The following is a 13,160-nucleotide window of genomic DNA, read 5'->3' on the forward strand; positions in this document are numbered from 1 at the left end:
GCTTTCTAGAGTTCAGCCAAGTTTCCCCGGTGCCGCGCAGGCCCTCGGGCTGATAATCACTCTTGATTGCGGACGCTGATGCTCAACTTCAAATCCCTGCGGACTGAATGGGTCACGCTGCTGGCCAGCCTTTACCTGCTGATCGGCTTCAATGTCTTCCTCTGGCAGCATCTTGAACAGGTCGTACCGCCCGGTTTGCCGGGGCTATGGCTGAGCCTGGCGTTTGCCGTATTGATGCTGTTCGCATTTAACCTGATCCTCACGTTGTTCGCCTTCCGTTACGTATTGAAGCCAATACTCATCGTGTTGTTCATGAGTGGCGCGGGCGTGGCTTACTTCATGAACCAGTACGGTGTACTTATTGATGCGGGCATGTTCCGTAATATCGCGGAAACCAACGCGGCAGAAGTGCGTGACTTGCTTTCGTTGAAGTTTGCCTTGTATATCCTGGGCCTCGGTGTAGTGCCTTCGGTGCTGTTGTGGAAGGCACCGATCGCCTATCGCACCTGGCACCGTGAACTACTCGGCAAGCTGGTGGTTGGCGGTGCCTGCGTGGTGGCCCTGGGCTCGGTGGCACTGGTCAACTACCAGGGCCTGTCGTCGCTGTTTCGCAACCACCACGAACTGCGCCTGATGCTCACCCCCAGCAATATCGTGGGGGCCTCCATCGGTTATGTCAGCGAGCGCGTCGGTACCGCATCACACCCCTTCCAGCATTATGGCGAAGATGCCAAGCGAGATGCCGCCTGGCAAAAGCATGAACGCAAGTCGCTGACCGTGCTCGTGGTGGGTGAAAGTGCGCGGGCAGACCACTTCGGCGTGCTTGGCTACAACCGCGACACCACACCGAACCTTGCAAGGGAACAGGGCCTGCTGGCGTTCTCCGATGTGCACTCCTGCGGCACGGAAACCGCCGTCTCGGTGCCGTGCATGTTCTCTGGCATGAAGCGCAAGGACTACGATGCCCGGGTGGCGAAGAACCGCGAAGGGTTGCTGGACATCCTCCAGCGTGTCGGCCTGGCGGTGCAGTGGCGTGACAACCAGTCAGGCTGCAAGGGCACCTGCGACCGTGTGCAGTTCATTGATGTCAGCAACCTCAAGGACCCGCAGTTGTGCGCTGATGGTGAATGCCATGACCAGATCCTGCTGCAGGGCCTGGGTGAGCTGATCGACAACCTCGACAAGGACACCGTGCTGGTGCTGCACCAGATGGGCAGCCACGGGCCTGAGTACTTCAAGCGCTACCCCGGCGCCGACCAGCGTTTCGCCCCGGTGTGCCAGAGCAACGCGCTGGACCAGTGCAGCGAGCAGGAAATCGTCAACGGCTACGACAACACCCTGGCCTATACCGACAAGGTGCTGGCGTCGCTGATCGACACCCTGCGCAGCAAGCAGGACAAGGTCGACACGGCGATGATCTATCTGTCCGACCACGGCGAGTCGCTGGGTGAATACAACCTGTTCTTGCACGGCACGCCCTACGCCATTGCCCCCGAGCAGCAGAAGCACGTGCCGCTGCTGACCTGGTTCTCCGACAGCTACAAGGAAGACTTCGGCGTCGACACCGACTGCCTGGCCAAGCTCAGCGATGCACCGCTGTCGCAAGACAACCTGTTCCACTCGATGCTCGGCCTGTTGCAGGTGCACACCGAGGTCTACCAGCAGTCGCTGGACATGTTCGCCAGCTGCCGGCCGTGGTTGGCAGCCAAGCGCTGAGGCAAAGCGCATTCAAAAACTGCTAGCTTGCGCGGTCTTTGTGGGAGCGGGCATGCCCGCGAAGCAGGCGACGCGGTGGATGGCACGGGCTTCGCCCGTGTTCGCGGGCATGCCCGCTCCCACTGGGATCGCGAAGCTTGCGGATTTTGCGCACGAGAGTTGCTGCTGCCTGAACACGCACAACAGCACCACTGATCGATATCAAGGATGGCGCAGGTTTCACCAGCAGTGCCCGCGCCGTATATACTGCGCGCCAATGTTAGTGGGAGAGCCTCGTGGCCATCGAAATACACTGGATCCGTGACGACCAGAGCCTGGCCGAACACTGCCGCGACTGGCACCAGCTGCCCTTCGTCGCCGTCGACACCGAATTCATGCGGGTCGACACCTTCTACCCGAAAGCCGGGCTGATCCAGATCGGCGATGGCCAGCGTGCCTTCCTGATCGACCCGTTGCTGATCGGCAACTGGCAACCGCTGGCCGAACTGCTGGATGACAGCGGCGTGGTCAAGGTGCTGCACGCCTGCAGCGAAGACCTCGAAGTGCTGCTGCGCCTGACCGGCAAGCTGCCACAGCCGCTGTTCGATACCCAGCTGGCCGCCGGCTACCTGAACCTGGGCTTCTCCATGGGCTATTCGCGCCTGGTGCAGGAAGTGCTGGGTATCGACTTGCCCAAGGGCGAAACCCGCTCCGACTGGCTGCAGCGCCCGCTCTCGGAAACCCAGGTCAGCTATGCCGCCGAGGATGCCGTGCACCTCGCAGAACTGTTCACCGTGTTGCGCCCGCGCCTGAGTGACGACAAGTATGCCTGGGTGCTGGAGGACGGCGCCGAACTGGTGGCCGCATTGCGCCGCGAAGTCGAGCCCGAAAGCCTGTACCGCGACGTCAAGCTGGCCTGGAAGCTGGCCCCCCAGCAACTGGCAGTGCTGCGTGAGCTGTGCGCCTGGCGCGAGCGTGAAGCGCGCAACCGCGACGTGCCGCGCAACCGCATTCTCAAGGAGCACTCGCTGTGGCCCATGGCCAAGAGCCAGCCGAGCAACCTGTCGGCGCTGGCCAAGATCGACGAGATGCATCCGCGCACCATTCGTCAGGACGGTGAGTTCCTCATCGAGCTGATCAAGCGTGCCGCCAGCCTGCCAGCCGAGCAATGGCCACAGGCCTTGCCCGAGCCTTTGCCGATCGAGGCTGCCGGCATCCTCAAGCAGCTGCGTGCCATCGGCCAGGCCGAAGGTGAGCGCCTGGGCATTGCCCCCGAGCTGATGCTGCGCAAGAAAGCCCTGGAAGCGCTGCTCAAGAGCGGCTACCCCAATGGCCCCTATCAATTGCCCGATTCGCTGCGCGGCTGGCGCCGTGAGCGCATGGGCCAGGCCCTGCTGGACAGCCTGGCAGGCGCCGGAGAGACCCGATGAAACGCATTTGCTCTATCTACAAGAGCCCCCGCAAGAACGAAATGTACCTGTACGTGCTCAAGGCCGACGGCCTTGGGCGCGTACCTGAAGGCCTGCTGCCATTCTTCGGCACCCCCATGCACGCCTTCGACCTGGTGCTTACCCCCGAGCGCAAGCTGGCCCGCGAGGACATCGCCAAGGTGCTGGAAAACCTCGACAACCAGGGTTACCACCTGCAGATGCCGCCGCCGGAAGACGACTACATCGAGCACCTGCCCGAAGAATTGCTGCGCCGTAACGACCCTGCCTGATCATGCGAGTACTGATTGCTGAGCATGATCATGCTCGATACGCCGAGATTTTGCGCGCAGCCGCGCCAGAGCTGGAAATCCTGACCAGCGGCGACTCCGCCGAACTGGCCCGCCAGGCGCCTCAGTGCCCGGTGTGGCTGGGCCAGCCGGACCTGCTGGCAAGCCTGCTGCGCCAGGGCCACAAACCGGGCTGGATGCAGTCCACCTGGGCCGGTATCACCCCGCTGCTGGCCGAAGGCCTGCCGCGCGACTATCGCCTGACCCGTGCCGTGGGCATCTTTGGCCAGGTGATGGCCGAGTACATGCTCACCTACATGCTCGGCCATGAGCGCGAGGTGCTGTCGCGCCTGGTCAGCCAGGTCGAGCGGCGTTGGGATGACCGCCCGGGGCGTACCCTGGAAGGGCGCAAGGTGCTGATCGTCGGCACTGGCGACATTGGCCAGCGGGTGGCCGAGTTCCTGCAGGCGTTTGGCGTGGTGCTGTATGGCGTTGCCAGCAGCGCCCGCGAGCAGGCGCCGTTCGTCGAGGTTGCGGCGCTGGCCGACCTGCCGCGCATGGTTGGGCAGGTCGACTACGTGCTCAACCTGTTGCCGGATACCCCGGCCACCCACGACCTGTATGACGCGGCACTGTTCAAGTGCTTCCAGCCCACGGCGCTGTTCATCAATGCCGGGCGTGGGGCGGCGGTGGTCGACGCTGACCTGGTCGAGGCGCTGAAGGAAGGGCACCTGGCGGGGGCCGTGATCGATGTCTGCCGGCAGGAGCCGTTGCCCAGGCAACACCCGTTCTGGACAGCCTGGGGCTTGCTGCTGACCGGGCACAGCTCGGCGCCCACCTCGCCGGCGGCGATGGTGCGGTTGTTTGTCGAGAACGTGCGGGCGTACGCGGCGGGGCAAGGGTTGCGAGGTGAAGTGGACTTCGCCCGGGGCTATTGATATTTAGTGCCTGTTCCGGCCTCTTCGCAGCACGAGGCTAACCATGCGCTCATGCCCGTCCATTCACTACCCTGATGAACCCTGCCTGCCGCCCAGGCCTTGATTAGACTGGTTGCACAAACCGTCAGAACAAGGCCAGCCAACATGCAAAACCGCATCATGATCACCGGGGCCGGGTCCGGCCTCGGTCGCGAGATCGCCCTGCGCTGGGCGCGTGAGGGCTGGCGCCTGGCGCTGGCCGATGTCAACGAAACCGGCCTGCGCGAAACCTTGGAGCTGGCCCGCGCAGCCGGCGGCGATGGCTTTGTCCAGCGTTGCGACGTGCGCGACTACAGCCAGCTCACCGCCCTGGCCCAGGCCTGCACCGAGCAGTTCGGTGGTATCGACGTGATCGTCAACAATGCCGGCGTCGCTTCAGGCGGGTTCTTCGCCGAACTGTCGCTGGAGGACTGGGACTGGCAGATCGCGGTCAACCTGATGGGCGTGGTCAAGGGCTGCAAGGCCTTCCTGCCGCTGCTGGAGCGCAGCAAGGGGCGGATCATCAACATCGCCTCGATGGCCGCGCTGATGCAGGGCCCGGGCATGAGCAACTACAACGTGGCCAAGGCCGGCGTGCTGGCCCTGTCGGAAAGCCTGCTGGTCGAGCTACGGCAACTGGAGGTGGCGGTGCATGTGGTGTGCCCGTCGTTCTTCCAGACCAACCTGCTGGACTCGTTCCGCGGGCCGAACCCTGCGATGATAGCCCAGGTTGGCAAGCTGCTGGAAGGCTCGCCAATCAACGCGGCGGACATCGCCGAGCACATCCACCGGCAGGTAGCCGCCGGCGAGTTCCTGATACTGCCCCATGAGGCCGGGCGCCAGGCCTGGCAGCTGAAGCGCCAGGCCCCTGAGCGGCTTTACGACGAGATGGCTGAGATGGCGGTGAAAATGCGGGCCAAGGCTCAGTCGCGATGATTCGTCTGTAAGGAAAGTTACTAGGAAATGTAGGGCGCTTCTGAATCACGGCAGAACTATTGAGTAGCCCTATGCCGTCAAGGCAGGCTCCGGTTTTCCCTTTCGTTGGAGGATCGGAGCATGCTGGTAATAGGGCGCGAAGTGGGAGAGATCATCATGATTGGTGATGACATTCGGATCATGGTCGTGGAAACGCGGGAGGGGGTGGTGCGCTTTGGCGTGGATGCACCGCGGCAGGTGTCGGTGCATCGGGCCGAGGTGTACAAGCGCATCAAGGCAGGGCAGAAAGACAAAACCCATGCAATCTGATGTTGCCTGTGCCGGCCTCTTCGCGGGCACGCCCGCGAAAAGGCCATACCTGCTAGTCGAGCAGCTCCCTGGGCACATCATGCTTGGCCAGCAACTGGCACTGCTGGCTTTCCAGGTCGAACAGGATGAACGCCTGGCCCTTGGCCAATGCCTGGCGCACCCGCAGCACGCGGGTTTCCAGCGGGGTGTCGTCACCGTTGTCGGTACCGTCACGGGTGACGAAGTCCTCGATCAGGCGGGTCAGGGTTTCGGCTTGCAGTTGGTCGTAGGGGATCAGCATGGTGGGCGTTGCCTAGGGTGTTGGTGGGGGCATGCTACGCGAAACATCTGGCATTTTGGGGCTGCAACGCAGCCCCCAGGGCCTCAAGCCTTGTTTCCGACAAGGCTATCCACCGCCGGCACCCGCGTATCGCTCTCCATTTGCGCATCATGTTCCAGCTGATGGCTGAAGCGCTCCAATGACGCATTGGCCGGCTGCGAATCACTGGCAAACACCGGCGGGCTCAGCAGGTACGCCGACAACAAGCGGCTCAACGCCGCCAGGCTGTCGATGTGCGTTCGCTCGTAGCCATGCGTGGCATCGCAACCAAAGGCCACCAGCGCGGTACGAATATCGTGCCCCGCCGTCACTGCCGAATGGGCATCGCTGAAGTAGTAGCGGAACAGATCGCGCCGCACCGGCAGGTCGTGGTCACCGGCCAGTTTCAGCAGGTGCCGGGACAAGTGGTAGTCGTAAGGCCCCGACGAGTCCTGCATGGCCACGCTCACCGCATGCTCGCTGGAGGCCTGCCCGGGCGCCACCGGGGCGATGTCGATGCCGACGAACTCGCTGACATCCCAGGGCAGGGCGCCAGCTGCTCCCGAACCGGTCTCTTCGGTGATGGTGAACAGCGGGTGGCAGTCGATCAACGGTTGGCGGCCGCTTTCCACCACGGCTTTCAGCGCCGCCAGCAGCGCTGCCACGCCGGCCTTGTCGTCCAGGTGGCGGGCGCTGATGTGGCCGCTTTCGGTGAATTCGGGCAGCGGGTCGAAGGCAACGAAATCACCGATGCTTACACCCAGCGCTTCGCAGTCGGCGCGGGTGGCGCAGTAGGCGTCCAGGCGCACCTCAACGTGCTCCCAGCTGATCGGCATCTGGTCGATGGCGGTGTTGAAGGCATGCCCGCTGGCCATCAGCGGCAACACGCTGCCCCGGTACACGCCGGTGTCGGTGAACACGCTGACCCGGCTGCCTTCGGCGAAGCGACTGGACCAGCAACCGACCGGCGCCAGGGCCAGGCGGCCGTTTTCCTGCAACTGGCGCACGCTGGCGCCGATGGTGTCCAGGTGAGCGGACACGGCGCGGTCGGGCGAGGTCTGGCGGCCCTTGAGAGTGGCGCGGATTGTGCCGCGGCGGGTCAGTTCGAAGGGGATGCCCAGTTCGTCCAGGCGTTCGGCCACGTAGCGCACGATGGTGTCGGTGAATCCGGTGGGGCTGGGGATGGCGAGCATCTCCAGCAGCACGCGCTTGAGGTAGTCGAGATCGGGTTCGGGATGTCGGTCGGACATGGTTGGGGACTCCTTTACTCCTGTGCCGGCCTCTTCGCGGGCACGCCCGCTCCCACAGGAACCCCACAAGTCTCGAGGGCTGTGCTGGACCTGTGGGAGCGGGCGAGCCCGCGAAGAGGCCAGCAGCGGTTACGCCAAAGGCCGGCTATGCGGAAACAGCAGGTCGATAAAACGCTCGGCGGTCGGTTGCGGTTCATGGTTGGCCAACCCGGCACGCTCGTTGGCCTCGATGATCACGTATTCCGGTTGCCCGGCATCCCGCACCATGAAGTCCAGCCCCACTACCGGAATCTCCAGCGCCCGTGCTGCGCGCACCGCGGCGTCGGCCAGCACCGGGTGCAGGCGTTCGGTCACGTCTTCCAGGGTGCCGCCGGTGTGCAGGTTGGCGGTGCGTCGCACGGCCAGGCGCTGGCCTGCAGGCAACACGTCGTCATAGCCAAAGCCCGCCGCGCGCAGGGTGCGCTCGGTTTCGTCGTCCAGCGGAATGCGGCTTTCGCCACCGGTTGCGGCCTGGCGCCGACGGCTCTGGGCGTCGATCAGCTGGCGGATGCTGTGTTTGCCATCGCCCAACACCTGCGCCGGGTGGCGGATGGCTGCCGCTACCACTTCATAGCCGATCACCACGATGCGCAGGTCATGCCCGGCATGGAAGCTTTCCAGCAACACGCGGCTGTCGAACTGGCGGGCCTGCGCCACGGCGTGGGTGATGTCGTCGATACAGGTGAGGTTCACTGCCACTCCCTGGCCTTGCTCGCCATCGACCGGCTTGACCACCACCGCGCCATGCTCGTCGAGAAACGCCAGGTTTTCGTCGGCATTGCCGGCCAACTGCTGCGCCGGCACCTTCAGCCCGGCATTGTGCAGGGCATGCTGGGTCAGGCGCTTGTCCTGGCACAGGGTCATGGTCACGGCGCTGGTCAGGTCGCTGAGCGACTCACGGCAGCGAATGCGGCGCCCGCCCAGGCTGAGGGTGAACAGGCCGCCAGCGGCATCGTCCACTTGGACTTCGATGCCTCGACGCAGCGCTTCGTCGACGATGATGCGTGCGTACGGGTTGAGGTCGGCTTGAGGGCCAGGCCCCAGAAACAGTTGTTCGTTGATGCCGTTCTTGCGCTTGACCGCGAAGGTCGGCAGGTTGCGAAAACCCAGCTTCTGGTACAGGCGCTTGGCCTGGCGGTTGTCGTGCAGCACCGACAGGTCCAGGTAGGCCAGGCCGCGGCTCATGAAGTGTTCGACCAGATGGCGCACCAGCACTTCACCCACGCCAGGACAGGTGCACTGCGGGTCTACAGCCAGGCACCAAAGGCTGCTGCCGTGCTCGGGGTCGTCGAATGCCTTGGCGTGGTTCAGGCCCATGACGCTGCCGATCACCGCGCCGGTGTCTTCGTCCTCGGCCAGCCAGTATACCGGGCCGCCCAGATGCAGAGGGGTAAGCAGCTCGGGGTCGACCGGCAACATGCCGCGCGCCTGGTACAGGGTATTGATCGCCTGCCAGTCGCCCGGGTTCTGCGCCCGGCGCACGCGGAAGCCGCGGAACACCCGTTGCGCCGGGCGATAGTCGGTAAACCACAGGCGCAGGGTGTCGGACGGGTCGAGAAACAGTTGCTGCGGGGCCTGGGCCAGCAGCTGCTGCGGCGCGGCCACGTACAGGGCGATGTCGCGCTCGCCGGGGCGTTCTTCCAGCAGGTCGGCGGCCAGGTCGGCCGGGTTGGGGTAGGTGTGGCCGATCAGCAGCCGGCCCCAGCCGCAATGCACGGCGCGTGGCTGGGCGTGGGGCTGGCTGCCGTCGCCGGCCAGGCGCGCCTGCAGGCGTTCATAGGACGGCGCCTGGCCGCGCAGCAGGCGCTGACCGTAAGCAATTTCGTGGGCTTTCATCGGTCAGATTCCTTGTTCGCTCAGCCACAGGTTCAGCGCTGCCAGCTGCCACAGTTTGGAGCCACGTAGCGGTGTCAGCTGGCCGTGCGGGTTGCTCAGCAGGCGGTCGAGCATGGCCGGGTTGAACAGCCCGCGGTCCTGGCTGGGGTCGGTCAGCAGCTCACGCACCCAGCCGAGGGTGGCACCTTCCAGGTGCTTCAGGCCCGGGACCGGGAAGTAGCCCTTCTTGCGGTCGATCACCTCGTGCGGGATCACCCGCCGCGCCGCCTGCTTGAGCACCTGCTTGCCGCCGTCGGGCAGCTTGTAACGTGCCGGAATGCGTGCCGACAGCTCCACCAGTCGGTAGTCGAGGAACGGCGTGCGCGCCTCCAGGCCCCAGGCCATGGTCATGTTGTCGACCCTTTTGACCGGGTCGTCGACCAGCATCACCGTGCTGTCCAGGCGCAGCGCCTTGTCTACGGCATCGGGGGCACCGGGGCGGGCGAAGTGTTCACGAACGAAATCGCCGGCCGCGTCGGTCTCCAGCAACCAGGGTGCCTGCACGGTGTCGCGGTACTCGGCGTGGCTGCGATCGAAGAAGGCCTCGCGGTAGGCGGCAAAGGCATCCTCGGCACCGTCCACCTGTGGGTACCAGTGGTAGCCGGCGAACAGCTCGTCGGCGCCCTGGCCGCTTTGCACGCCCTTGCAGTGCCTGGCCACTTCCCGCGACAGCAGGTAGAAGGCGATACAGTCGTGGCTGACCATCGGCTCGCTCATGGCGCGGAAGGCGGCTGGCAATTGCTCGATGATCTCGTGCTCGGCGATGCGCAGCTGGTGGTGACGGGTGCCGTAGTGTTTGGCGATCAGGTCGGAATACTGGAACTCGTCGCCGCGTTCGCCACCGGCATCCTCGAAACCGATGGAGAAGGTCGACAGGTCGTCCACACCCACTTCGCGCAGCAGGCCGACCAGCAGGCTGGAATCGACCCCACCAGACAGCAGCACACCAACGTCCACCGCTGCCCGTTGGCGAATGGCCACGGCTTCGCGGGTGGCGTCAAGCACGCGGGTGGTCCAGCCTTCCAGGTCCAGCTCGCGTTCATCGGGGTTGGCGCCGTAGTGCAGCTGCCACCAGGTCTGGCGTTCCACTTCGCCATGGCGGTCGATGCGCATCCAGGTGCCGGGTTCCAGCTTTTGCACGTTGGCCAGCAGGGTGCGTGGCGCCGGCACCACGGCGTGGAAATTCAGGTAGTGGTTGAGTGCCACCGGGTCGAGCATCGGGTCGATGTCGCCACCTTTGAGCAGCGCCGGCAGGGTCGAGGCGAAGCGCAGGCGCTCGCCGTTGCGCGACAGGTACAAGGGTTTGACACCCAGGCGGTCGCGGGCGAGGAACAGGCGCTGGTTGTCGCGCTCCCAGATGGCCAGGGCGAACATGCCATTGAGCTTGGGCAACAGGGCCGCGCCCCAGGCGTGGTAGCCCTTGAGCAGCACCTCGGTGTCGCCGTCGGACCAGAAGCTGTAGCCCAGGGCCTCTAACTCCTGGCGCAGTTCGGGGAAGTTGTAGATGGCGCCGTTGAAGGCCAGCGACAGGCCCAGGGTGTTGTCGACCATCGGCTGGGCAGAGCCGTCGGACAAGTCCATGATTTTCAGGCGCCTGTGGCCGAGGGCGATCGGGCCTTGGCTATGGAAGCCCCAGGCATCCGGGCCACGGGGCGCCAGGTGGTGGGTTATGCGCTCTACCGCAGCCAGGTCGGCTGGGCGAGGGGCTTGGTCGATGGGGGTGAAACGCAACTCTCCTGCTAATCCGCACATAGGTCCTTACCGGTTTTTCCGTTGGGGAGGGGGTGCCCCGGATTAGGGCACCTTAAGGAACTGACCCATGTGGTTTGTGAGAGTTTTAGATCGATCTGTTATATGGGGCTGCTGCGCAGCCCTTCGCGGGCTCGCCCGCTCCCACAGGTTCACCACAGGCCTGGGGACTTGCGCGGTCCCTGTGGGAGCTGGCTTGCCGGCGATTGGGCTGCGCAGCAGCCCCCGGCCGATCACTTGCCGCGAATCAACCTGCGCAAGGCAAACCGGTTCGGGTGGCACGCCTCCGCCACCGCCCGTGGCAACGGCAGCGGTTCCCCGCACACCCAGGCTGCCACCAGTTCGCCGCTCAACGGTGCCGTGATCAACCCGCGCGAGCCATGCCCGCTGTTCACATACAACCCATCCAGCCAGGGGCAGGCTACATTCGGCACCTGCCGCGCATCCCGGCCCAGCACTGCATAGGCCTGGGCGAACGCCTGCGCATCCGCCACCGGCCCGACTATCGGCAGGTAATCCGGGCTGGTGCAACGGAACGCCGCGCGCCCCTGCAATTGCCCGGGGTTAAGTTCGGCGGTGCCCAGACGCTGGGCCAGGTCGAGCGAAATCTCGTCCAGCAATGCCAGGTTGCCCTGGTGCTCGGCCACCGTCGGCGCCAGGTCTGTGCTATGGAAGTCGAAGCTCGCGCCCAAGGTATGTTCATCCCCGCGCGGCGGCGCCACATAGCCTTCCGCACACACCACGGTGCGCAGCGCGCGGCTGCTGGTGGTGGCCGGCAGGCGGGTGATCTGCCCGCGGATGCGCTTGAGCGGCAGGTGCGCGCATGGCTCGAAGCGCAATACGTCGGCGGCACCGGCCAGGACCACCACCGGCGCGTTGGCCAGCAAGCGTTCGCCCGCCCAGGCTTGCCATTGCCCGTCGACATGGCGCAGTTCGAGCACCTCGTGGTGCATCAGCAGGCGAATACCCGGGTGCTGCAACTGCTGCTGGCACAGCGCCGGGGGGTGCACCCAGCCACCTTCGGGATAGAACAGCCCACCAGCCGGCAAGGCCACCCCGGCGATGGCTTCGGCCTCTGCACGTTCCAGCGAGTGCAACAGGCCAGGTTCGAAGGCGCCAGCCAGTTTGCCCTGGCGTTCGGCTTCCTTGCTGTCGAAGGCCAGTTGCAGCACGCCACAGGCATCCCAGTCGCGGCCACGTTGCAGGCGCTGAAGCTGGCGCCGGGTGTAACCGAAACCGGCCAGGATCATCTGCGACAGCGCCGTGCCATGGGCGGACAGCTTGAGGTACAGCACCCCTTGCGGGTTACCCGAAGCTTCCTGTGCCGGGGTGTCGTGGCGTTCCAGCACGGTAACCTGCCAGCCACGCCGGGCCAGGCTGGCGGCGGTTGTGCTGCCGGCGAGCCCGGCGCCTATCACCAGCGCTTCACGCTGCCCCGCTGCGGCAGCCGGGCGCGCGTACCATGGCGCGCCGGGGCTTGGCAAAGGGCCGACATAGGCGCCGCTCATCACTTCCCATTTCTTGCCGATACCCGGCACCTTCTTCATGGCGAAGCCGGCGTCCACCAGGCTGCGGCGTACCCAGCCGGTGGTGGTGAAGGTGCCCAGCACGGTGCCCGGGTGTGACAGCCGTGCCAGTTGCGCGAAGAGCTCCGGGGTCCACATGTCGGGATTCTTGGCCGGGGCGAAGCCGTCGAGGAACCACACGTCGATCTGGGCATCGAGTTGCGGCAGCTGTTCCAGTACGTCGCCTATCAACAGGGTGAGGGTGACCCGGCCGTTGTCGAAGGTGAACTGCTGGAAGCCAGGGTGCACTGCCACGTACTGCTCCAGCAGGGGCTGGCTGTAGGCCGCCAGTTCCGGCCACAGGCGTATGGCGCGGGCCATGTCTTCGCGACCGAGCGGGTACTTTTCGACGCTGACGAAATGCAGGCGAGCCTCGGCGTGGGCGTGTTGCTCGAACAGTTGCCAGGCGCAGTAGAAGTTCATGCCAGTGCCGAACCCGGTTTCGCCGATCACCAGGCAGGCGTGCGGGGCGAGGTTGGCAAAGCGCTCGGCCAGGCGGGTTTGCCCGAGAAACACGTGTTTGGTTTCTTCGATGCCTTCGTTGACTGCGAAATAGACGTCGTCGTATTGCCGCGAATGTGGGCGGCCTTGGTCGTCCCAGTCGATCTGGGCATGCTGGAGGAGGGTGGACATGGTTGGCTCGGTTGCAGCGGATGGGCGGATTTTATGCCATCTGATGATTTTGCGCTGGCCGTACCGGCCCTATCGCCGGGGCGCCCGGGGCCCCCCGTTGTGGTGGGGGTGGGGGGGGGGTGGGGGGGGGTGGGGCCC

General features: G+C 65.2%; 11 protein-coding genes. 6 read left to right on the top strand and 5 right to left on the bottom strand.

Annotated features, from left to right (window positions below; genetic code table 11):
- Positions 1 to 78 precede the first annotated feature (78 nt).
- The 6 genes from IRZ77_RS16970 to csrA all read left to right on the top strand — a co-directional run bounded on the left by IRZ77_RS16970 (position 79) and on the right by csrA (position 5,613).
- Positions 79 to 1,716: a phosphoethanolamine transferase gene (locus IRZ77_RS16970; protein WP_196173973.1), complete on the top strand. Its 1,638-nt coding sequence runs from the start codon at positions 79 to 81 to the stop codon at positions 1,714 to 1,716.
- A gap of 275 nt (positions 1,717 to 1,991) precedes the next feature.
- Positions 1,992 to 3,125 (top strand): ribonuclease D, encoded by a 1,134-nt coding sequence (gene rnd / locus IRZ77_RS16975; RefSeq protein WP_085601014.1) that lies wholly within the window; start codon positions 1,992 to 1,994, stop codon positions 3,123 to 3,125.
- Positions 3,122 to 3,415, top strand: a complete 294-nt coding sequence (locus tag IRZ77_RS16980; protein ID WP_046616470.1) for a YcgL domain-containing protein — start codon at positions 3,122 to 3,124, stop codon at positions 3,413 to 3,415. The genes rnd and IRZ77_RS16980 overlap by 4 nt, the downstream gene beginning before the upstream one ends.
- 2 nt (positions 3,416 to 3,417) lie before the next feature.
- Complete coding sequence (locus tag IRZ77_RS16985; protein WP_108479982.1) at positions 3,418 to 4,350, top strand: D-2-hydroxyacid dehydrogenase; 933 nt, start codon at positions 3,418 to 3,420, stop codon at positions 4,348 to 4,350.
- A gap of 144 nt (positions 4,351 to 4,494) precedes the next feature.
- A complete protein-coding gene (locus IRZ77_RS16990) occupies positions 4,495 to 5,304 on the top strand; it encodes an SDR family oxidoreductase (protein WP_196173975.1) in 810 nt (269 codons plus the stop codon).
- A gap of 120 nt (positions 5,305 to 5,424) precedes the next feature.
- Positions 5,425 to 5,613 (top strand): carbon storage regulator CsrA, encoded by a 189-nt coding sequence (csrA, locus tag IRZ77_RS16995; protein ID WP_196173977.1) that lies wholly within the window; start codon positions 5,425 to 5,427, stop codon positions 5,611 to 5,613.
- A gap of 52 nt (positions 5,614 to 5,665) precedes the next feature.
- Here csrA and IRZ77_RS17000 read toward each other — a convergent pair whose 3' ends face one another.
- From IRZ77_RS17000 to mnmC, 5 genes are all read right to left on the bottom strand, one after another.
- On the bottom strand, positions 5,666 to 5,893 hold the full coding sequence (locus tag IRZ77_RS17000) for a YheU family protein (protein WP_003252629.1): 228 nt from the start codon (positions 5,891 to 5,893) through the stop codon (positions 5,666 to 5,668).
- An 83-nt stretch (positions 5,894 to 5,976) separates the two neighbouring features.
- Positions 5,977 to 7,161 carry an osmoprotectant NAGGN system M42 family peptidase gene (locus IRZ77_RS17005; RefSeq protein ID WP_085601017.1) on the bottom strand — a complete coding sequence of 395 codons (1,185 nt, stop codon included), beginning with the start codon at positions 7,159 to 7,161 and terminating at the stop codon, positions 5,977 to 5,979.
- A 129-nt stretch (positions 7,162 to 7,290) separates the two neighbouring features.
- Positions 7,291 to 9,036 (bottom strand): N-acetylglutaminylglutamine synthetase, encoded by a 1,746-nt coding sequence (ngg, locus tag IRZ77_RS17010; RefSeq protein ID WP_196173979.1) that lies wholly within the window; start codon positions 9,034 to 9,036, stop codon positions 7,291 to 7,293.
- Between the two features lie 3 nt (positions 9,037 to 9,039).
- Entirely contained in the window at positions 9,040 to 10,827 is a 1,788-nt protein-coding gene (locus IRZ77_RS17015) for an N-acetylglutaminylglutamine amidotransferase (RefSeq protein WP_085601018.1), read from the bottom strand.
- Positions 10,828 to 11,057: 230 nt separating this feature from the next.
- A complete protein-coding gene (gene mnmC, locus IRZ77_RS17020; RefSeq protein ID WP_196173981.1) occupies positions 11,058 to 13,022 on the bottom strand; it encodes a bifunctional tRNA (5-methylaminomethyl-2-thiouridine)(34)-methyltransferase MnmD/FAD-dependent 5-carboxymethylaminomethyl-2-thiouridine(34) oxidoreductase MnmC in 1,965 nt (654 codons plus the stop codon).
- Positions 13,023 to 13,160 lie beyond the last annotated feature (138 nt).

The organism is Pseudomonas pudica (assembly GCF_015680405.1).
In the GTDB taxonomy this organism is placed as follows: Bacteria; Pseudomonadota; Gammaproteobacteria; order Pseudomonadales; family Pseudomonadaceae; genus Aquipseudomonas; species Aquipseudomonas pudica.